This window comes from Methylorubrum aminovorans (genome assembly GCF_022179725.1).
In the GTDB taxonomy this organism is placed as follows: Bacteria; Pseudomonadota; Alphaproteobacteria; order Rhizobiales; family Beijerinckiaceae; genus Methylobacterium; species Methylobacterium aminovorans.
The window spans coordinates 46130-66233 of record NZ_BPRC01000010.1; the positions used below are offsets into that span (position 1 = coordinate 46130).

Sequence of the window (20104 nt, forward strand, 5' to 3'; positions counted from 1 at the left end):
CCCATGAAGATCATCGAACTGGCCGCCGAGAACGTGAAGCGGCTGAAGGCCGTCGCGATCCGGCCGGACGGAAACCTCGTCGAGATCAGCGGCCGGAACGGACAGGGTAAAAGCTCGGTCCTCGACGCGATCTGGTGGGCGCTCTCCGGAACGTCGCACATCCAGGCCGTCCCGATCCGGAAAGGCGAGACCGAGGCGCGCATCCGCCTCGACCTCGGCGACCTGAAGGTGATCCGCACCTTCAAGAAGCGTGAGGACGAGACCTTCACGACCTCCATCGTGGTCGAAAGCCAGGAAGGTGCCCGCTTCCCCTCGCCGCAACGGATGCTCGACAGCCTGCTCGGCGAGTTGTCCTTTGATCCTCTGGCCTTCAGCCGCATGGACGGACGCCGGCAGCTTGAGGCGCTGAAGCGCTTCGTCCCCGGCGTGGACTTCGCCGCGATGGAGAAGGCCAACAAGGCCGATTTCGACAAGCGAACCGAGGTAAACCGGCAGGCAAAGACGCTCCGGGCGCAGGCGGCGGTCATCGTCGTGCCGGCCGATGCTCCGGCCGAGCGGATCGACGAGTCCGCCCTCGTCGAGGAGATGGAGCGGGCCGGCGAGCACAACGCCGACCTTGAGCGACGCAAGATGCGGCGCGAGCAGGCCGCCCAAGACATCGCCACGAAGCGCCGGGATGCCGAGCGCGAACGCGGGATCGCTGCGGACCTGCGCAAGCAGGCCGAGGCGGCAGAGGCTCGCGCCAATGTCGAGGACGGCGTCGCGAACGACCTGCAGAGTAGGCTCGACGGCGCAGAGAAACTGCCGCAGCCGATCGATACCTCTGCCCTGCGCCTCCGGATCGACGAGGCCCGCAGCCAGAACCACGCCGTCGGACTTCGCGAGCAGCGCACCGAGATCGAGGCAAAGGCCCGCGAGGCCGAGGAGGCTTCCGCTGCGCTCACCAAGGCTATGGACGAGCGCGCGGCTCAGAAGCGCGAAGCCATCGAGAAGGCCGACCTTCCGGTGCCCGGCATCGCCTTCGGTGACGAAGAGATCCTGCTGAACGGGGTGCCGTTCGATCAGGCGTCGTCGGCCGAGCAGCTCCGCACATCTGTCGCCATCGCGATCGCGGCCAATCCGAAGCTGCGGGTGATCCGCGTGCAGGACGGCTCGCTCCTCGACGAGGAGGCGATGGCGATCCTCGCCGAGATGGCAAACGCCGCCGACTGCCAGGTCTGGGTCGAGGTGGTGCAGTCCGGGCGCTCCACCGCTGTCGTCATCGAGGACGGGCAGGTGCGCGGCGCCATGGCCGTCGCCTCTCAGGCTGCGGAGTGACGGCGATGCGGATTATCGAACACACCGCAGGTCGGGTCTCTGCCCCCGGCCTCTACCGGATGCCGGCCGAGGTCTACCACGCAGATCCGGCACCTGAGCCGTCGCTGTCGTCGTCGATCGCGAAGCTCCTCATCGACCGCAGCCCCGAGCACGCCTTTCACGCGCATCCTCGGCTGAGCGGTCCGCAGGAGGAATCCGACCCGACGCGGCCGAAGGAGATCGGCACCGCCGCGCACAAGCTCCTGCTCGACCAAGGCCGCGATCTCGTCGTGGTCGAGGCCGAGGCCTGGACGTCGAAGGATGCGCGAGCCGAGCGCGCCGCCGCCTACGCCGCTGGCGACTGCCCGATCCTGCGTCCCGATCTCGACAAGGCCGAGGGCATCGCGAACGGGGCCTTCGACCGGCTCGCCAAGATCCCCGGCTGCGAGGGATTCCGCGCAGCGGATGCCGAGATCGTCGCCGTGGCTCGCGACCGGTCCGGCGCGTGGCTCCGGATCATGATGGACAAGGTCGAGATCACCGACCAGGGCGCGATCATCTGGGACGTGAAGACTGGTGAGCAGGCCGCCGCGCCGCAGGGCCTTGGCCGCCGCATCGAGGGCATGGCGATGGAGGTGCAGGCCGCCTTCTACGTCCACGTCCTCGGGCTGCTGCTGCCGAAGCTGCAAGGCCGCATCCTCTTCCGGTGGGTCTTCATCGAGAACGACCCGCCGCACGCCGCTACCGTGGCCGAGGCCGACGGTGCGGGCATGCACGTCGGCGAGCGCAAGGTCGCCCTCGCGCTTCACCGCTGGAACGCAGGCCTGCGCCGCGGCACCTGGCCGAGCTACCCCGCCCAGATCATCCGCGCCGAATACCCCGAGTGGGCCGCCCGTAAGTGGGCCGAGCGCGAGGAACTGGACCCCTCCGTCGCGGACGTCGACTGGTCCCTCGACAAGAGCCCGTGGCGCCCCCTCGACATGGAGAATGCCGCGTGAGCTTCACCTTCGCGCCCGCCGCCTCGTTCACGGAACGGGCCGGCCTCTTCGTCTCGCTCACGGGGGGGACCAACTCGGGGAAGACCTTCTCGGCGCTGCGCCTCGCGCGCGGCATCGCCGGCCCCGGCGGCAAGGTCGCCGTCCTCGACACCGAGGGCGGTCGCACGCTGCACCTGAAGGAGGCGTTCGCCTTCGACGCGAACGTGATGGACCCGCCGTTCCGCCCCGAGCGGTTCGCGCAGGCCGCGCTTGCCGCCGAGCAAGCCGGCTACGACGCCCTCGTGATCGATAGCTTCTCGATGGAGTGGGTCGGGCTGGGCGGCGTGCTCGATTGGCAGGGCCAGGAGCTTCAGCGGATGGCCGGCGACGACTTCCGCAAGCAGGAGCGCATGAAGATGGCCTCCTGGATCAAGCCGAAGACCGCGCACAAGGCGATGGTCTACTCGCTCCTCCAGCGGCGCATCCCGATCATCTTCTCGATCCGCGGCGAGGAGAGCGTGAAGCCCGGCGAGGCCGGCGAGAAGCCGACCAAGATCTTCAAGTCGGTCTGCAACTCGCAATTCCCCTACGAGGTGACGGTCTCGTTCCGCCTAGAGACCGAGCGAAAGGGCTACGTCGATCTCTCGGACCCGCGCTCCTACAAGATGGAGGGCGCACACGAGGGCATCTTCCGGAACGGGGACCGGATCAGCGAGGAGCACGGCGCGGCGCTGGCGGCGTGGGCGCGCGGTGAGCAGCCAGCCCGCCCGGCGCCGCAGGGGGAAAAGCCCCGGCGGGGCAAGGACGCGCTCTTCACCGACGCCCGCGCGAAGGCTGAGGAAGGCTCGTTCGCCTACCATGCATGGCGGGCCGACCTGCCGGACCGGGCGCGCACGGCCCTAGACGAAATCGGCGACGAGCTCGCCGCCATCGCCGACGCCGCCGACCAACGCGACGCGGGCGGCTATGGCCTCGACGACGAGCGCGGGGAGGCAGCCTGACATGGCCCGCCCCTCCCTCGTCGACGACCTCCTCATCGGCCGCGCGCTCAACGACGCGCGCCGCCGCCGCGGTCTCCGCCAGAGCGAGGTGGCGGTCGCCACCGGCATCCCGCTCCGCTCCCTCCAGGATTACGAGCGCGGGCGCAGCAGCGTGCCGCCGGCCCGCCGCCAGAAGCTCGGCGAGGCGCTTGGGCTCGACCCTCTGGTGCTCGGTGCGCCGGTCGCCCCCGCACCGATCGCCGAGCCCCTGCCCGCCGACGAAGCCGCGTGGCTCGCGCTCTACCACAGCCTGCCGGCCTGGATGCGCGCCCTCTGGCGCCGCCGCGTGCCGGCTCCCGTGCTCGCGCAGGAGGGTGCCTGACATGGCTCGGCTTCCCGTCGATGCTCCGCTTCGCGCAACCATGCGCCGTCTTAGGGCGGAGGGGCGGTCTCTGCGAGAAATCGCGGTCCGTGTCGGTCGCAGCAATGCTGTCGTGTTCCAGCACGTCTCGGACATCGACATCCGGCACATCAGCAAGGCCGGCGTCCCCGTGACCAATCGCGAGCGGGAGACCATGCGCCGGCTGCGCGAGCAGGGAATGGCCTTGGAGGAGATCGGCGCGCAGGTCGGCCGTTCGATCCACTGCGTCCACGATCACGTCAGCGATATCGCCATTCGTTGCCGCCCTGGAACGAAGGGGCTTGGCGCCGACGGGTATGCCCGTCTCCTGGCCGCAGCCGAAGGCGGTGTGCCTCGCGCTCAACTCGCCGTCCGTTTCGGACTGGCTGTGAACAGCGTGGGTCCAATTCTCACCCGGGCTCGCCAGCAGCGCGAGAGAGCTAAGGCAGCGCAGGAGACCCGCGCATGCTGAGCCTCCCCGATCTCGCCGGTATCGACCCGGCCGACCTCGCGGCGCGCCTGCAGGCCGCAGCGCTCCATCAGGATCAATGTCGCCGGCAGGCGGCGCGCCTCAAGCTGCCCGAGGGGTTCGAGCACACCGCCGAGGCTATCGCCGAGATGGACGAGCACGCTGCCTCCATCGCGGAGGGCGCACGGTTCGCGGCACTGGTCGCCCGTTTCGTTGCCGACGAGAGCAGCGGTCGAGCGGCGCCGACTCGTCGCTTCGTCCCGCAACCGTCCCGCGCCGGCTTCCTCGCCCGCATCGTTGCGAAGCTGACCGGCGCCCCCACTCGCGCGGGGGCAGCCGCATGAGCGCCCTCGGCATCTACTGCCCGATTGCGGCACCGAGTGCGAGCGGATCACCGGTCGCGAGGCCGGCGCCCGCGAGCCGGACCTGCTCGACGCCCAGGTCTGGGCCTGCACGGTCTGCCCCGAGTCGTGGTCGCCGTGCGCGGCCGACGGTTCGGCGGTCGGGCTCCCGGCCGGCGCCGAGACCCGCAACGCCCGCGCCATGCTGCGCGAGCGCCAAGTCGAGCGACTGATCGGCGAGGCCCTGCGCCACTGCCCGAACGGCCGGACCATCGCCGAGGAGCGCGTCGCGTCCTTCCTCGCGCACGAACTGCGCCTGCCGCTCGCCGAGGCAGCGGTCGAGCGCCTCAATCTTGAATGGTGCCGCCACGCGTGGCGGGCGCTCCAGGGCGCCTCCTACGCCGACGTCACGAAGCACGCCCAGACCTATCGCCCGAGGAAAGCCGCCTGATGGGTTCGCCCGCCTCCACGCCCGCACCGCGCCTGCGCGTCCTCTCGCTTGGTGCCGGCGTCCAATCGACGACGCTCGCGGTTGCAGCGTGCGGCTTAGGTGAGAACGTGGGGCTCCAAAGAAGCCAAGAGCGTGTTCACGCGGCTCTCTTCTTTTTCGATGGCCTGATAAAATTGAGATCCGATCGAGCGGATTTCATCCAGCCCTTGTTTGAGCTTGTCGAAGCTAGGTTGGAGATCCTGACGTTTTTCTTCAATAGGGTAGGCCATCCGGCCGCTACGCATGACCGCTCTTACTTGAGTTCTTGCCGCAGAAGAATCGAAGGCGAAATTGTTGAGTTTTCGGAGCAATTCCCTTCGGACTTCGCGGGTTTGCGCATCACCCCATGCGGGGCCGATACTCGATGGCAAATTATCGGATGCATCGGTGAGCGCCGTTACGGCCTGATCGAAGGCATTGAATTTGCGCTCACTGATGTTGCCATCTTCTGTGAATTGAATAATCGACCGCATTTCTCCGTATGCGTGGTACACCCTTCCCTGTATCTGCCAAAAAAACTCCTTTGTTCCTTCTATTTCCTCACCTCTAACGCGCAGAGTATCGAAAGACTTTTGGATAGACTGCTTACGCATCTCGGCGAGTTGTGCAACAGCAGGGCGCACAGCAACTGCGGCCGTCGCAAATGCGAGCGCAGCAGCAACCAAAGTCTGATATCGATTGAACCAAAACTCGAAGCAGTTGAGCGCTCCGTCTTTGGTCCTTTCTTTCAGAACCGCAAGCACATACTCGGAGCTACAGAGTCCCGTCTGCGACGTCCCCCAGGTAAATCCGAGCAGGAGCGCGAGCATCAAGAGAAGGAAAGCGGAGAAGCGCCAATTCATGCGCTGATATCTCGGGCGAGTCGCATCCGAGCGCAACTGTTGAGCGCCGCCGCCCACACTCTCCAACAGGTCGGGGAGTGAGGGCGTGATCCACTACCACGGTACTCCCATTACGCCGATCGCCACGCTCTACCAGCTCGCCGGCCGGCACTTCTGCGTCAGCCACGCCCGGCCCGAGCAGGTCGCCCGCGTCCACGAGATCGGCCAGAGCGTGATGCTCGACAACGGCGCCTTCTCGAAGTGGAAGCGCGGCGCCGACACCGACTGGCCCGCCTTCTATGCGTGGTGCGAGCGCTGGCTCGGCTACCCGACCACGTGGGCGGTGATTCCCGACGTGATCGACGGTGGGTCGCAGCTGCAGGACGCCCTCGTGCGGGAATGGCCGTTCGGGCATCGCGGCGCGCCGGTCTGGCATATGGACGAGCCGCTGCACCGCCTGCTGCGCCTCTGCCAGGAATGGCCGCGCGTCTGCATCGGCTCGACGGCCGAGTTCCGGGTCGTGCTGTCCGACCCGTGGCGGCGCCGCATGGACGAGTGCTGGAACGCGCTCGCCCGCGAGCACCGCCTTCTGCCCTGGATCCACATGCTGCGCGGCATGCAGTGCGCCGGCCGGGAATGGCCGTTCGCCTCCGTCGACAGCACCGACATCGCCCAGAACCACAGCCGCCCGCAGAACACGCCGCGGGGGATGGCCGACCGCTGGGACGCCATGCAGACGCCCGGCGCGTGGGAGTCGCGGCCCGAACAGATGGAGCTCGTCGCGTGAGGCAATCATTCGACCGTCACATCGTACTCACGGCAGTACTGCTCTCCGAGCGAGATCGCCCGACTCATGATGTCGGCCATGCTGCCGTTATTGATCACGTAGCCAAGGCCAATCAGAGGAAGCTCGCTCTTCCGGTCGCCGAATTCCAACGTCACGTCTTCGACGTGTTCCCCATTCGGCATCGACTTCACCTGCTCCAAGATCAGAGCTTCGATTTCAGACTTGGTCTTGGTTTCGCGGGGCATGGGACACCTCAATCAGGGGGCGTTTTCATAAAGACGGCGCGTCCGAACGCAAGCCCACTCTCCTGCTGTTCAACCGGAGGCGCACGTGGCTGAGCACAGCACCATCGAATGGACCGACCACACGTGGTCACCCTGGATCGGCTGCACGAAGGTCAGCCCGGCGTGTGACGGCTGTTATGCCGAGCACCTGATGGACACCCGCATGGGCCGGGTCGAGTGGGGGCCGCACGGCGAGCGCTCGCGAACCAGCGCCGTCTATTGGCGCAAGCCACTGGCGTGGGACCGTGAGGCGAGGGCCGCCGGGCGCATGCTCCGCGTCTTCCCGAGCTTGTGCGACCCCTTCGACAATCGGGCCGACCCGACGTTGCGCCGAGAGTGGTTCGACCTGATCCGGGCGACGCCGCACCTGCTCTGGCTGCTGCTGACTAAGCGGCCGCAGAACATCGTCGCCATGTGCGAGGCTGCCGGCGGACTGCCCGAGAACGTCGCGCTCGGCACCACATGCGAGGATCAGAAGCGGGCCAACATCAATGTGCGGCACCTGCTGGACGCGGCACGCGACCTGCGCCCGGTCCTGTCCTTCGTCTCGGCCGAGCCGCTGCTGGGTCCGATCGACTTCACCCGGATCATCTACGGCAAGGCGGACGACTTCGTAATCGTGCGCGACGCCCTGAAGGCATCCGACATCGAGCGCATCGATTGGGTCATCACGGGCGGCGAGACAGACCAGGGCCGGCACGCGGCGCGGTCAACGCACCCGCAGTGGTTCCGAGACATCCGCGACGCCTGCGCATCGGCCGGCGTGCCGTACCTGCACAAGCAGAACGGCGAGTGGATCGGCGACGACCCCGACAACCCGCGAGCCTTCCCGAACGGATGGCGGGCCCAGCGGGCGCACTCGGACGGGCCGGCGCGGCGTGAGGAACTCTACCCTGAAGCCGGAGCCGCGTTCGTCTCCCGCGTCGGCAAGAAATCCGCCGGCCGCCTCCTCGATGGGGTCGAGCACAACGGCATGCCGGAGGTGCGGATATGAGCGCCCGCGCCCCGAAGCCTCTTCCGCCGCCGACCGACGAGGAGCGCCGCGTCGCCGGTGAGGCTGCCCGCGCCCTCCGCGCGGCGATCGCCGATCCGACCACGAGAGGTGCCGAATCCGTCGTGCATATCGACCTCGCCCGCCCGCGCCGCGGCGAGTGGTGGACGATGTGGGCGAACCTGCCCGGCTTCATGCGCGTGAACGGTCGCGGCGGCCGGTACTCGCACGCCTGCCTGCCGGGCTGGACCTACAGCCGGGCCGAAATCGTCGCCGAGATGATCCCCGACCTCGAGGCGCTGGCCGAGCACGGCGTGCGGCCGACCGAGGCGACGAGCACGGCAGGTGCGGCATGAGCGCTTGGACCCCGCGCCCCCGGAAATGGGACTGGCGCGCCTTCCTCACCGAGGACGAGGCCGCCGAAGTCGCCGCAGCCGACAAGGCCAAAGCCGATTGGCAGCGCCTGCAGGTGATCCGAGCAGGCATCCAGAACCGGGCGATCCAGCGGGCGAAGTACGCCGCTGGCGCCAAGATCCCCACCCCCAAGAAGGCTGCCCGATGAGCACGGAACACGATCCCGTCCCCCTGCGCGAGCGGCTCCGGGACCCAAACACCGGCCGCGACCACGAAGTGCTGTCGCGCGACGCGGAGTTCGCCTCGTCCACCGTGCTCCGCCACGGCGCTAAGGTCGTCGTCCTGCGCGAGATGCTGAACGCCCCACTGCAGCTGCCGGCCCCTTCCAAGGATGGAGGCGCACATGGCTGATTGGCCAACGCTCGCCGCCGAGGCATTCGCCCGCCGCGTCCACGCGGGCCAAGTCGACAAGGGCGGCGCACCGTACACCGGGCATCTTGGCCGGGTCGCAGCTCGCGCCCGCGCGCACGCCGAGGCGATGGGGCTGCCGATCCAGCACGCCGAATGGTGCCAGCAGGTCGGATGGCTGCACGACACGATCGAGGACACCGGCACCACCGGCGACGACCTCCTCGACGCCGGTTTCGACCCAGCCGTCGTGCAGGCTGTTCAACTGCTCACCCGGCCTGCGGGCAAGCCCTACCTCGAATGCGTTGCGGGCATCATCGCCAGCGGCGACCGACTCGCGATGATCGTGAAGCTCAGCGACAACGAGGACAACCTCGACCCGTCGCGCAGCTTTACGGCCGCCTCACCCGAGCACGAACTGCGCTACCGCCGGTCGGCGGAGATGCTGCGCGCGGCGCTCGCCCTGACCCCTTCAACCCCTACCGCGCGAGGCGGAGATGCGTAGCGCCAGCACCACGGGCGGCACCGGGGGCAAGGGCGGATCGGCGAGGCTTCCGGCCAACATCGCGCCCCGATGCCTGACACGCGCCCAGGCGGCCGAGTACTGCGGCTGCGAGACGGTCGAGGCGTTCGACGGCTGGGTGCGCAAGGGCATCGTGCCGGGGCCGATCAGCGGCACCCACCGATGGGACCGGCGGGCGATCGACCGCGCGCTTGATCGCCGCTCGGGCCTGATCTCTGATGCGACCACGTCCATCGACGAATGGCTGGCCGAGAATGCGAGTTAGGCTGCGGGGCATCAACACCGTCCGCGCGAAGCTCGCGGATGGGACGGAGAAGGTCTACCACTACCACCGCGCCACCGGCACGAAGCTCGTCGGCGAGCCGGGCACGCCCGAGTTCATCCGTTCGTTTCAGGACGCCGTCCGCAGCACAGCCCTGGCGCGCAGCGAGGGCACCGTTGAGTGGCTGATCTGGCAGTACAGGGAATCGCGGGCCTGGACCGAACTCGCCGCCAAGACGCGGGAGAGCGCCGCCTACGACCTGAAGGCATGCGAGGAGCGATGGGGCTCGACGCTGCTGACCATCGTCGAGAACCCGCGGAGCCGGCCCGCCTTCCTGAAGTGGCACGACACGCTGGCCGAGAAGCACCCGAAGGCTGCCGACGCGAAGCTCGGGCGGCTGGCGCGTGTCTTCGCGTGGGGCGTCGATCGCGGGCACATCCGGCATAACCCGGTCGCAAACTTCGAGCGCGCCTACCGCTCAGACCGCGCCGAAATGATTTGGATGCCGGAGCACGTCGCCGCGTTCGAGGCGGTCGCCTCGCCCGAGATCAGGCTGGCGATGATGCTGGCCCTCCACACCGGACAGCGGCAGGTCGATCTCCTGACGCTGCCATGGTCGGCTTGGGACGGCACGGCGGTGACCGTGCGCAGCCAGAGCAAGAGCCGTCGCCTCGTCTACGTGCCGGCGACGCGCGCCTTGAAGGCGGCGCTCGACGCCGCGCCGCGCCGCGCCACCACGATACTGGTCGCGCCCCGCGGCGCAGCTTGGCGCAAGCGACGCTTCCACGAGCTATGGAGCGAGTCGTTCGCGGCGTCGAAGATCGCCGAGGACCTCCACTTCCACGACCTGCGCGGAACGGCGGTGACGATGCTGGCGGAAGCGGGCTGCACGGTGCCGGAAATCGCGACCATCACGGGTCACTCGCAGGCGCACGCTCAGAAGATTTTGGACCGGTATCTCGCCCGGACCCGGACCCTGGCCGAATCGGCGATCGCAAAGCTCGACGAACACCGCCGGAACAGAAACTTGCAAAACGCTCTGCAAAACGGCGGCGGGGCGAAGGGCTGAGGCTGCCCTAAGTCGTTGGTAAGTAATGGTCGGAGTGGCCGGACTTGAACCGACGACCCCCTGTCCCCCAGACAGGTGCGCTACCGGGCTGCGCTACACTCCGATGCCCTTGCGGGGCTCGCGGCTCATAGCGGTCCGCTTCCGGCAGCGCAACCCCTACCGATCGCCACGGATGCCCCCGTGCGCCTCGCCGGGCGGATGATGTGCACGAAGGTGCCCCTTTTCCTGAAATTTGAGCGGGCGCATTGTTTCACCGCACTGCATCAAGCATGACAGCAGACAAGGCGTTGCAGCGTATTTTCTGTGTCGAGCCCCTCGTGAGGATCTCAGTGAGGCAACCTGAGTGAAATTTTCGGCCTCCCTTCTCAAGAGCGGCCGAGCGACTTATCGTGATGGGAGAGCGATCGTTTTGCGCGGCCATGTCTAGAAAATCACTCGACCTGACGTTGGAAATCCTCAAGTCGCTCGACCGAGCACATTCGCGTGAGGATATCCTGCGAGCGATCATGCCGCGGCTCAACGCGCTGGGGATCGAATACGTTATCTCGGCGATGATACCGCTCAAACGTCTACCGGCGCGGACGCAAAAGAATTACCTCATATTGGAAAATACATCCGACGAGTGGAACCGGCTCTACTTCTCGAAAGGCTACATGTATACGGATCCGATCGTGCAGACGACGCTAACCAGCACGACCGGTTTCCGTTGGTCGGAGATCGAGCCGGCCGGCGTGCTCGATCCCCGCTCGCGGCAGGTGATGAACGAGGCGAGCGAGTTCGGCCTCGGAGACGGCTTCACCGTGCCGCTCGCCACGCTCGAGGAGGAGCGCGGCGGACTGACCTTCGCCGGCCGGCAACTCGAGATCAGCCCGGGGCAACGCGGAATGCTGACCCTGCTCGCCTCCTACGTGGTCGGGCAGACGCTGCTCATCGACAACGGCCCCAGCGAGCGCCGGATGGGACTGACCCCGCGCGAGCGCGAGAGCCTGCAATGGGTCGCCGAGGGCAAGACCGATTGGGAGATCGGCGAGTTGATGGGCATCTCCCGGCACGGCGTCGATTTCCATCTGCGCTCCGCCCGAATGAAACTCGGCTGTATCTCGCGCACCCAGGCGGTGGCCGAGGGATTCCGGCGCGGCCTGATCGTCTGATCGGGCCTGTCCGCATCGCGGACGCGGGCGGACGCCTGATCGGAGCGCGCGTGCGCTCGCCGCGCCCGAGACACGCATCGCGGAGCCGGGACGCGGCACGATTGCAGCGCCGCGCGCCACAGTGGGCAGGGTGCCTCGGCCGGTCAGGCGATCGCGCAGTTTCGGAAAAGACAATGCAAAATTGAATGTCTGGCGCATCGCCCCCGATGCGATACCCGGACTGGTCGGATGGTCCGGAGACATCGTCCGCCCGCGCTCGCGGCTGCGCGGATCGAGGGCCGATCGGCCTGAGCCAAATTTTTCTCTCGATCGGCGTCTTCTGTATTGTTTTCGACATACAATCCAAGATAGAGACTTCGGTAGCGCAATTCATATACCTTTGGTAGAAGCGCTCACGATCACATCCCTTTCCCGAGTCGCGGCCGCCTCATCGAACGAAAACCTACGGATTCCCGTAGTGCCGCCGCTCGACTGAATTTGGGACGAACACCTCAGGTTTCTGAAGAGGTGTTCCGATGATCCATGTCGTGACCGCTGAGAACATGCAGGACTATGCCGGTGCCCTGGATCAGGCCTTCCATCTGAGGCACCGGGTCTTCGTCGAGGAGCTGGGCTGGTCCAACCTCGCCCGGCCCGACCGGCGCGAGATCGACGAGTTCGACGACGAGCACGCCATTCACCTGCTCGCCCTCGACGAGAGCGAGACCGTCATCGGCTATTCGCGCCTGCTGCCGACGACGCGGCCTTATCTGCTTCCGATGGTGCTGCCGCAGCTCTGCGAGGGAACGGCGCCGTCGGGCGCACACATCGTCGAATGGGGCCGCATCTGCGTGGCCGAGAGTGCGCGGACCTCGGGCCGGCGGCTCAATCCGACGGCGCTGGCCCTGATGACGGCCATCGTCGAGTGGGGGCTGCCGCGGGGGATCACCAGCTTCGTCTCCGAGATGCCGACAAGTTGGATCCTGCGCCTGCTCCAACTGCACCTGCGCGCCATCCCCCTCGGCCTGCCGCACGAGATCGAGGGCGAGGAGATCGTCGCGGTCGAGGCGGCCTTCGACCGCCGATCGCTGCGCCAGCTCCAGAACAAGCGCGGCGACATCCGCTCCGTCCTGGCTCCGCCGCGCACCAGCGTCGCCCGCCTCGCCTCCTGACGAACGCAACGACGGAGTCCCCGGCCTCCGTCGCCCGACATCGGCACCGCCGCTCGACCGCGGCGCCGGACGCACACCTTCAGCCTGACGCATCACGCGCGGGGAGTAGTATCGTGAAACGCAGACGCAGTGACGCCCGACGCGCAACGGCACCGGGGATCGTCGGATCGCTGGCGAAATCCGAGATCGTCGGAACCTGGGAATGGAACCCGGCGACCGGCTGCTTCCTCCTCGATTCGGAAGCCGCCGAACGGATGGCGGGCGATGCCCGTCTCGCCGCACGTCCCCTGCGCAGCGAGCAGGCGACGGCCGGTCTCGAGGCCTCGGAGGCCGCCCGCTTCCTCGGCGAGGTCGGCCGGGCTGCCGAGCAGGAAGACGACGTCGCCATCGACCTGTGGGTCGCGTCCTCGTTCGGTGCCGCGCGCCAGGTTCTGTGCCGCGGCCGGATCCATCGCGATGCACGGCAACAACCGGTTCGCGGGGAGGGGACCCTGGTCGAGCTTGCCGATCCCGGCGCCGAGATGCGGAGCTTGCGCGAGTTGGAACGTGCGGCTGCGGCGGAGGCCATCGACGAGGCGGCCGAACTCCTCATCGCGGCGCGCCGGGCGATTGATGCGAGCGGCAGGCCCCGGCTGCGCCAACTCGTGGATGTCCTCCTGCTGGAGGTCGCCCGCGAGATCGCGAGCCACAGCGACACGACCGAGCCTCCGGCGAACTGAAGCACGGCGCCGGATCTCGGATCCGGCACGGTGTTCCGGCTTCCTGCGTCGCATCGTCCTCCACCCAGAGCCCTCTTTCGGGATGACGCCAGGGGCTTAAGACGAGCGATCGGCGCTCGGCGCCGGTCGCCAGGGTGACGGGTTCCGGTCTATGCAGCGGCCCATGCAAGACTGTCTCGCCATCGACCTGACCCGTCTCATCACCCGGCTCCGCCACGCCAGCCCAACCGGCATCGACCGGGTCGACCTCGCCTATGCGCGGCACATCCTGTCCGGAGGCACGGAGGCGACGCGCTTCGGGCTCGTCTCGACGGCACTGGGTCCGCGCGTGCTCGACCGGAACACCGCCCGCGGCATCGTCGAGGCGGTCGCGGAGGGCTGGACCGAGGATGTCACGGCCGGGGCTGATCCGGTCTTCCAGAGCCTCGCGGCCTCGCTCGCCCTCGCCCCCACCGCCGAGGACCGCCTGCCGCGGAGAGGGAACCGGCGCCGGCGGGAAGGGGGGCTCGACCGGCGCCGCCTCCAGGCCGAGACCGCCCTTCGAGTGCTGCGCTCCGGCGGCACCGAGCGCCTGCCCGAGGGCACGATCTACGTGCACACCTCACATCTGCGGCTCGACCGGCCGGAGCGCTTCGACTGGCTCTACACAAGGCGCGACGTGCGGCCGGTCTTCTTCGTCCACGACCTGATCCCGATCTCGCATCCGGAATACGGCCGGCCGGGGGAGGCGGAGCGCCACGCGGCGCGAATGGAAACTGTCGCGCGCCACGCCGCGCACGTGCTCGTCAATTCGGGCGATGTCGGCGCCCGCTTCACGGACTACGCCCGCCGCCGAGGCCTCGGCGCCAAGCCGGTGACCGTGGCGCCCCTCGGCGTCGAGCCCGTCTTCTCGGACGGCGCGGGCGCGGCGGAGCTGCCGGGGCTCGCCCGGCCGACCTTCCTCGTCTGCGGCACGATCGAGCCGCGCAAGAATCACCTCCTGCTGCTCAACCTCTGGCGCGACCTCGCCGGGCGCCTCGGTCCGGCGACGCCGCGGCTGGTCCTGGTCGGGCGGCGCGGCTGGGAGATCGAGAACGTCGCCGACATGCTCGACCGCTGCGTGGTGATTCGCCCTCACGTCAGCGAGGTGGTCGGCCTCTCGACTCAGGGCCTGGCGGCCCTGATGCGCGGCGCCACCGCCCTGCTGATGCCCTCCTTCATCGAGGGCTACGGCCTGCCGGTAGTCGAGGCGGCGGCGAGCGGCCTTCCGGTCGTGGCCTCCGACATCCCGGTCCACCGCGAGATCGGCGGCCGATTCGCCCACCTCCTCGATCCGCTCGACGGCCCGGGCTGGACGCGGGCCATCGAGGCTCTGAGCGAGCCGGCCTCCGGGCTCAGGACGGAGCTTGTCGGACGCCTCGCGGGCTACGAACCGCCGCGCTGGGCCGGGCATTTCGAGCGCGTCGATGCGGCGCTCGCCGGCCTGCCGGCCGCGGCCTCGCCGATGTTGCGCGGCGCGGGCGAGAGGACTTAAGACATCCCCGGACATCCCGACGCATTTCGATCCGCCCTTTTTCGGCGGCCCCTCTCTCGGAAAGATCGGTTGCGATGAAAGTGGTCGACCTCGACCGCGAGACGGTCAAGCAGGGCTTGGCGGACGGCTCGCTGCTGCTCATCGATGTGCGCGAGGATCACGAATTCGCCCGCGGGCGCATTCCCGGCTCGGTCTCGCACCCACTCTCGACCTTCGATCCCGCGGCGCTGAAGGCGCTGATCGAGGCGGATGGGCGCCGGCCGGTCTTCTCCTGCGCCTCTGGGGTCCGCTCGGTCCACGCGATCGCCGCGGCGCAGCAATCCGGGATCGACGTCAGCGAGCATTACGCGGGCGCTTTCAAGGATTGGTACGCCGCAGGTGAGCCGGTGGAGGCGTAGATCAGGCATGTCTGCGCTGCAGAGCGTCTGACCGTTCCTCTCTTTGAGGGCCGCCATGTGCGCGGGCGCACGCCCCATACTAGGTTGCCGGGACTAGGCCGCGCCATGCAGGGAACCGAATGATGCGCAGCCTCAGGCCTCTTCTTCTCGCCACACCGCTGATCGCCTCCGTGCTGCTGGCGGCCGGGCCGGCCGGCGCACAGATGCCGGGCGCGCCGCCCCCCGGCGTGACCGTCGCCAAGCCGGTGGTGCGCGAGATCGTCGAGCAGGACCAGTATACCGGCCGCTTCGACCCGATCGAATTCGTCGAGGTCCGCGCCCGGGTGACGGGATACCTCGACAAGATCATGTTCCAGGACGGCGCCAACGTGAAGAAGGGCGAGGTGCTCTTCATCATCGACCGCCGGCCCTACAAGGCGGCTCTGGAGCAGGCCCAGGCCGCACTCACCTCGGCCAAGGCGCGGCTCTCCTTCACTCAGACCGACTTGGAGCGCGCCCAGGTTCTCTCGCGCGGCGGCAACATCTCCGAGCAGGTCACCGACCAGCGCCGTCAGGCCTCGCAGACTGCCCAGGCCGACGTCGACAGCGCGGAGGCCGCGCTTCGCAACGCCCAGCTCAACTACGACTTCACGGAAGTGAAGTCGCCGATCAACGGGCGAATCAGCCAGCGCCTCGTCACCGAAGGCAACATCGTCAGCACCGACCAGACGATCCTGGCCCGGATCGTCTCGCTCGATCCGATCTATTTCGGCTTCAACGTCGATGAGCGTTCGTTTCTGAAGTACCAGGGCTCGCTCGGGATCGGCATGGGCCAGATGCAGCGCGGCAAGGGCGCGCCCGTCCAGATCGCCCTGTCCGGCGAGGAGAAGCCGACCCGCAAGGGCACGCTCGACTTCGTCGACAACCGGGTCGATTACCAGACCGGCACGATGCTGCTGCGCGCCACCGTCGAGAACCCGGACGGGTTCATCAAGCCGGGCCTGTTCGGCATCGTCTCGATGCCGGCCACCAAGCCGTTCCAGGGCATCCTGATCCCCGACGAGGCGGTCTCGGCCAACCAGGACAAGCGTATCGTCTATGTCCTCGGCGAGGGCGACAAGGTCGCAGCGCGGACGATCAAGCTCGGACCGATCGTCGATGGCTACCGCGTGGTCCGCGACGGCCTGAAGGGCGACGAGTTCGTGGTCATCAACGGCGTCGCCAAGGTCCGCCCGGGCGCGCAGGTGAAGCCCGAGACGGTCGAGCTGCCCCCGACGAAGAAGTGATACCGCGCCGTCGCGGGGGCGAGGCGGAAAGCGGACGAGCAAGATTCGAGCGCCGACGCTCCCGGACCGACCGGGCGGCGCCGGCCTGGACGCAGACGGCAAGCCGCACGGATCGCGCCAGCGCGCGCACCGGCCGGCGAGAGGTTTGAACGATGCGTTTCGCCCATTTCTTCGTCGACCGGCCGATCTTTGCCTCGGTCACGTCGATCATCTTCCTGATCGTCGGCTTCGTCGCCTACGAGAAGCTGCCGGTCTCGCAATATCCCGAGATCGTGCCGCCGACCGTGACCGTGCGCGCAAGCTTCCCCGGCGCCAACGCCGAGACCGTGGCCGCCACGATCGCGACGCCGCTGGAGCAGGAGATCAACGGCGTCGACAACATGCTCTACATGACGTCGTTGTCGACCAACGACGGCGCGATGCTGCTGACCGTGACCTTCAAGGTCGGCACCAACCTCGATATCGCCAACGTGCTGGTGCAGAACCGGCTCTCGGTGGCGCAGCCGCGCCTGCCGCCGGATGTGCGCAACCTCGGCGTCATCGTGCGCAAGGCCTCGCCCGACCTGATGCTGGTCGTGCACCTGCTCTCGCCCAATCGCACCTACGACCAGAACTATCTGGCCAACTACATCTATCTCAACATCCGCGACGAGCTGCTGCGCCTCGACGGCGTCGGCGACATCTCGATCTTCGGCGGCAACGAGTACGCCGAGCGGATCTGGATCGATCCGCAGAAGATGGCCGCCTACGGCCTGACCACCACCGACGTGACGAGCGCGCTGCAGGAGCAGAACGTGCAGGTCGCCGCCGGCCAGCTCAACGGCCCGCCCGCCGCGCCGGGCGCCGCCTTCCAGCTTGTGGTGCAGTCGCAGGGGCGCTTCCAGACGCCGGAAGAGTTCGCCGACGTCATCGTCAAGGCGAGCGACGGGCGCCTCGTGCGCGTGCGCGACATCGCCCGCGTCGAGATGGGCCAGAAGGACTACACCACGAACTCCTTCCTCAACGACACGCCCGCGGTCGGCATCGGCGCCTTCCAGCGGCCGGGCACCAACGCGCTCGAGGCCGCGGACTCGGTCAAGAAGACGATGGAGGAGCTGAAGAAGCGCTTCCCGCCGGACGTCGAGTACCGCATCGCCTACAATCCGACGGAGTTCATCGAGGAATCGATCCACGAGGTCTACAAGACCCTGTTCGAGGCGGTCCTCCTCGTCGTGATCGTGGTTCTGGTCTTCCTCCAGAGCTGGCGCACAGCGCTGATCCCGGTGATCGCGATTCCTGTCTCGCTCGTCGGCACCTTCGCGGTGATGTCGGCGCTCGGCTTCTCGCTCAACAACCTGACCCTGTTCGGTCTCGTGCTCGCCATCGGCATCGTCGTCGACGATGCCATCGTCGTGGTGGAGAACGTTGAGCGCAACATGGCCGAGGGGCTCTCGGCCGGCGAGGCGGCCCACAAGACCATGGACGAGGTGGGCGGCGCCGTCATCGCCATCGCCCTCGTCCTCGCGGCGGTGTTCATCCCGACCGCCTTCATCCCCGGCATCTCGGGCCAGTTCTACAAGCAGTTCGCGCTCACCATCGCGGCCTCGACCATCATCTCGGCCTTCAACTCGCTGACGCTCTCGCCGGCTCTCTGCAAACTGCTCCTGAAGCCGCATCACGAGCACAAGCCGCCGAAGTTCTTCCTGGCGCGCTTCGTCAACTGGCTGGCGCACCTGTTCAACCGCAGCTTCGACTGGCTGTCGAACGTCTACGGCCACTCGATCCGCGTCCTGACGGGGACGGTCATCGGCGTGATCGCCATGCTGATCCTCTATGCCGGCGTGATCGCGGGCACGCTGCATCTTGCCCACACGACGCCCACGGGCTTCATCCCGGACCAGGATCAGGGCTACCTGATCGGTGTCGTGCAGTTGCCCGCGGGCTCCTCGCTCGACCGCACCACCGACGCGGTGAACCGGGCCGCAGCGATCGCCCGCGGCGTCGACGGCATCACCAACACCGTCATCATCGCGGGCTTCGATGGCGCGACCTTCACCAACACCACCAACGCGGCGGTGATGTTCCTCACCCTCAAGGGCGCCAAGGAACGGGCCGCGCAGGGCCGGAGCGCGGCCGTCATCACCGGTGACGTGCTGAAGGCGACGGCGGGCATCCAGGAGGCGCGCATCATCGTCATCCCGCCGCCACCGGTGCGTGGCCTCGGCCAGGGCGGCGGCTTCAAGATGCAGATCGAGAGCCGCCAGTCCTCGGAGATCGGCCCGCTGCTCGCGGCGGCCGGCGAGGTGATCGGCCAAGCCAACCAGAGCAAGGACGTGACGCGGGTCTTCACGACCTTCGGCAACGACACGCCGCAGCTCTACCTCGACATCGACCGCACCATCGCGCGCATGCTCAACGTGCCGCTCGCCAACGTCTTCTCGACGGTACAGACGGCGCTCGGCGGTGCCTACGTCAACGACTTCAACACGCTGGGCCGCATCTATCAGGTGCGTGTGCAGGGCGACGCGGTCTACCGCATGTCGCGGCGCGACATCGAGCAGCTCAAGGTCCGCTCCTCCACCGGCGCCCTGGTGCCGATGGGCACGCTGGCCTCGATCCGCGACATCGCCGGCCCGCAGATCGTGCAGCGGTTCAACCTGTACTACTCGGTGCCGCTGCAGGGCGTGGCGCAGCCGGGCGTCTCGACCGGCCAGGCGCTCGACACCATGGAGGAGATCGCCAAGCGGGCCCTGCCCGAGGGCTATTCCTACGACTGGACCGAGATCGCCTACCAGCAGAAGGCGGCGGGCGGCACGGCGATCTACGTCTTCGCGCTGGGCGTGCTCCTCGTATTCCTCGTGCTCGCCGCGCAGTACGAATCCTGGGCCTTGCCGCTGGCGATCCTGCTGGTGGTGCCGACAGGCGTGCTCGCCGCCCTGTTCGGGGTGCAGTTGAGGGGGCAGGACAACAACATCCTGACCCAGATCGGCCTGATCGTGCTGATCGGACTGGCTGCCAAGAACGCGATCCTGATCGTGGAATTCGCCCACGACATCGAGAAGAGCGAGCACAAGGGGCCGGTGGATGCCGCCGTCCAGGCCTGCCGCCTGCGACTGCGCCCGATCCTGATGACGGCCTTCGCCTTCATCCTCGGCGTGCTGCCGCTTGTCATCGCCACGGGCCCCGGCGCCGAAATGCGCCAAGCGCTCGGCACCGCGGTGTTCTTCGGAATGATCGGCGCGACCTTCTTCGGCCTGTTCCTGACGCCGGTCTTCTACGTGGTGATCCGCAAGGCGGTGATCTGGATCGGCCGCAAGCGCGGCAAGGATCCGCACGGGAAGGATACACGCGGCGAACCGCACGGAGTCCCGGCCCACGGCTGAGGCAACTCGCTGAGGGACGCACGGCAGGGGATGAGAATGCGGCCGGGAGCACTAGCTTCCGGCCGTTCTCGTTTTCTCTGAAGCAGGTTTGCC

24 protein-coding genes and 1 tRNA gene are annotated in these 20104 nt (G+C 67.9%); 22 read left to right on the forward strand and 3 right to left on the reverse strand.

Going from position 1 to position 20104, the window contains the following annotated elements:
- Positions 1 to 3: 3 nt before the first annotated feature.
- The 7 genes from MFF24_RS15075 to MFF24_RS15105 all read left to right on the forward strand — a co-directional run bounded on the left by MFF24_RS15075 (position 4) and on the right by MFF24_RS15105 (position 4914).
- Entirely contained in the window at positions 4 to 1317 is a 1314-nt protein-coding gene (locus MFF24_RS15075) for an AAA family ATPase (protein ID WP_238225263.1), read from the forward strand.
- Positions 1318 to 1322: 5 nt separating this feature from the next.
- Entirely contained in the window at positions 1323 to 2294 is a 972-nt protein-coding gene (locus tag MFF24_RS15080) for a PD-(D/E)XK nuclease family protein (RefSeq protein WP_238225264.1), read from the forward strand.
- Positions 2291 to 3274, forward strand: a complete 984-nt coding sequence (locus MFF24_RS15085; RefSeq protein ID WP_238225265.1) for a DEAD/DEAH box helicase family protein — start codon at positions 2291 to 2293, stop codon at positions 3272 to 3274. The genes MFF24_RS15080 and MFF24_RS15085 overlap by 4 nt, the downstream gene beginning before the upstream one ends.
- A gap of 1 nt (position 3275) precedes the next feature.
- The gene (locus MFF24_RS15090; RefSeq protein ID WP_238225266.1) at positions 3276 to 3635 is read left to right on the forward strand and encodes a helix-turn-helix domain-containing protein; all 360 of its coding nucleotides are present in this window, start codon (positions 3276 to 3278) and stop codon (positions 3633 to 3635) included.
- A 112-nt stretch (positions 3636 to 3747) separates the two neighbouring features.
- Positions 3748 to 4125, forward strand: a complete 378-nt coding sequence (locus MFF24_RS15095; RefSeq protein ID WP_238225267.1) for a hypothetical protein — start codon at positions 3748 to 3750, stop codon at positions 4123 to 4125.
- Positions 4119 to 4466 (forward strand): hypothetical protein, encoded by a 348-nt coding sequence (locus MFF24_RS15100; RefSeq protein ID WP_238225269.1) that lies wholly within the window; start codon positions 4119 to 4121, stop codon positions 4464 to 4466. Before MFF24_RS15095 ends, MFF24_RS15100 begins: the two co-directional genes overlap by 7 nt.
- A gap of 199 nt (positions 4467 to 4665) precedes the next feature.
- Entirely contained in the window at positions 4666 to 4914 is a 249-nt protein-coding gene (locus MFF24_RS15105; RefSeq protein WP_238225271.1) for a hypothetical protein, read from the forward strand.
- A gap of 95 nt (positions 4915 to 5009) precedes the next feature.
- Here MFF24_RS15105 and MFF24_RS15110 read toward each other — a convergent pair whose 3' ends face one another.
- Positions 5010 to 5795, reverse strand: coding sequence for a hypothetical protein (locus tag MFF24_RS15110; RefSeq protein WP_238225272.1), 786 nt, complete (start codon positions 5793 to 5795; stop codon positions 5010 to 5012).
- An 85-nt stretch (positions 5796 to 5880) separates the two neighbouring features.
- Here MFF24_RS15110 and MFF24_RS15115 point away from each other — a divergent pair, with 85 nt between their 5' ends.
- Positions 5881 to 6561 carry a hypothetical protein gene (locus MFF24_RS15115; protein ID WP_238225273.1) on the forward strand — a complete coding sequence of 227 codons (681 nt, stop codon included), beginning with the start codon at positions 5881 to 5883 and terminating at the stop codon, positions 6559 to 6561.
- A gap of 5 nt (positions 6562 to 6566) precedes the next feature.
- On the opposite strand, the gene MFF24_RS15120 is transcribed toward MFF24_RS15115, so the two are convergent.
- Complete coding sequence (locus tag MFF24_RS15120; protein ID WP_238225274.1) at positions 6567 to 6806, reverse strand: hypothetical protein; 240 nt, start codon at positions 6804 to 6806, stop codon at positions 6567 to 6569.
- Between the two features lie 85 nt (positions 6807 to 6891).
- Here MFF24_RS15120 and MFF24_RS15125 point away from each other — a divergent pair, with 85 nt between their 5' ends.
- Genes MFF24_RS15125 through MFF24_RS15155 form a run of 7 tightly spaced genes read left to right on the forward strand, consistent with a single transcriptional unit; the run spans position 6892 to position 10452 of the window.
- A complete protein-coding gene (locus tag MFF24_RS15125) occupies positions 6892 to 7839 on the forward strand; it encodes a DUF5131 family protein (RefSeq protein ID WP_238225275.1) in 948 nt (315 codons plus the stop codon).
- Positions 7836 to 8192 (forward strand): hypothetical protein, encoded by a 357-nt coding sequence (locus MFF24_RS15130; protein WP_238225276.1) that lies wholly within the window; start codon positions 7836 to 7838, stop codon positions 8190 to 8192. Before MFF24_RS15125 ends, MFF24_RS15130 begins: the two co-directional genes overlap by 4 nt.
- Positions 8189 to 8398 (forward strand): hypothetical protein, encoded by a 210-nt coding sequence (locus tag MFF24_RS15135; protein ID WP_238225277.1) that lies wholly within the window; start codon positions 8189 to 8191, stop codon positions 8396 to 8398. Before MFF24_RS15130 ends, MFF24_RS15135 begins: the two co-directional genes overlap by 4 nt.
- Complete coding sequence (locus tag MFF24_RS15140; RefSeq protein ID WP_238225278.1) at positions 8395 to 8601, forward strand: hypothetical protein; 207 nt, start codon at positions 8395 to 8397, stop codon at positions 8599 to 8601. Before MFF24_RS15135 ends, MFF24_RS15140 begins: the two co-directional genes overlap by 4 nt.
- A complete protein-coding gene (locus tag MFF24_RS15145) occupies positions 8594 to 9103 on the forward strand; it encodes a phosphohydrolase (protein ID WP_238225279.1) in 510 nt (169 codons plus the stop codon). Before MFF24_RS15140 ends, MFF24_RS15145 begins: the two co-directional genes overlap by 8 nt.
- Entirely contained in the window at positions 9096 to 9386 is a 291-nt protein-coding gene (locus tag MFF24_RS15150) for a hypothetical protein (RefSeq protein WP_238225281.1), read from the forward strand. The genes MFF24_RS15145 and MFF24_RS15150 overlap by 8 nt, the downstream gene beginning before the upstream one ends.
- Positions 9376 to 10452: a tyrosine-type recombinase/integrase gene (locus MFF24_RS15155; protein WP_238225283.1), complete on the forward strand. Its 1077-nt coding sequence runs from the start codon at positions 9376 to 9378 to the stop codon at positions 10450 to 10452. The genes MFF24_RS15150 and MFF24_RS15155 overlap by 11 nt, the downstream gene beginning before the upstream one ends.
- Positions 10453 to 10478: 26 nt before the next feature.
- Here MFF24_RS15155 and MFF24_RS15160 read toward each other — a convergent pair.
- Positions 10479 to 10555: transfer RNA gene (locus MFF24_RS15160), tRNA-Pro, on the reverse strand.
- A 289-nt stretch (positions 10556 to 10844) separates the two neighbouring features.
- Between MFF24_RS15160 and MFF24_RS15165 the strand changes: the two genes are divergently transcribed.
- The 7 genes from MFF24_RS15165 to MFF24_RS15195 all read left to right on the forward strand — a co-directional run bounded on the left by MFF24_RS15165 (position 10845) and on the right by MFF24_RS15195 (position 20011).
- Positions 10845 to 11603, forward strand: coding sequence for a helix-turn-helix transcriptional regulator (locus MFF24_RS15165; protein WP_238225284.1), 759 nt, complete (start codon positions 10845 to 10847; stop codon positions 11601 to 11603).
- A 515-nt stretch (positions 11604 to 12118) separates the two neighbouring features.
- A complete protein-coding gene (locus MFF24_RS15170; protein WP_108942235.1) occupies positions 12119 to 12754 on the forward strand; it encodes an acyl-homoserine-lactone synthase in 636 nt (211 codons plus the stop codon).
- 113 nt (positions 12755 to 12867) lie between these two features.
- On the forward strand, positions 12868 to 13473 hold the full coding sequence (locus MFF24_RS15175) for a hypothetical protein (protein WP_238225285.1): 606 nt from the start codon (positions 12868 to 12870) through the stop codon (positions 13471 to 13473).
- A gap of 163 nt (positions 13474 to 13636) precedes the next feature.
- Entirely contained in the window at positions 13637 to 14986 is a 1350-nt protein-coding gene (locus MFF24_RS15180) for a glycosyltransferase family 4 protein (protein WP_238225286.1), read from the forward strand.
- Between the two features lie 74 nt (positions 14987 to 15060).
- The gene (locus MFF24_RS15185; protein ID WP_166060958.1) at positions 15061 to 15384 is read left to right on the forward strand and encodes a rhodanese-like domain-containing protein; all 324 of its coding nucleotides are present in this window, start codon (positions 15061 to 15063) and stop codon (positions 15382 to 15384) included.
- Between the two features lie 119 nt (positions 15385 to 15503).
- Positions 15504 to 16649, forward strand: a complete 1146-nt coding sequence (locus tag MFF24_RS15190; RefSeq protein WP_238225287.1) for an efflux RND transporter periplasmic adaptor subunit — start codon at positions 15504 to 15506, stop codon at positions 16647 to 16649.
- A 152-nt stretch (positions 16650 to 16801) separates the two neighbouring features.
- Positions 16802 to 20011, forward strand: a complete 3210-nt coding sequence (locus MFF24_RS15195) for an efflux RND transporter permease subunit (RefSeq protein WP_238225288.1) — start codon at positions 16802 to 16804, stop codon at positions 20009 to 20011.
- Positions 20012 to 20104 lie beyond the last annotated feature (93 nt).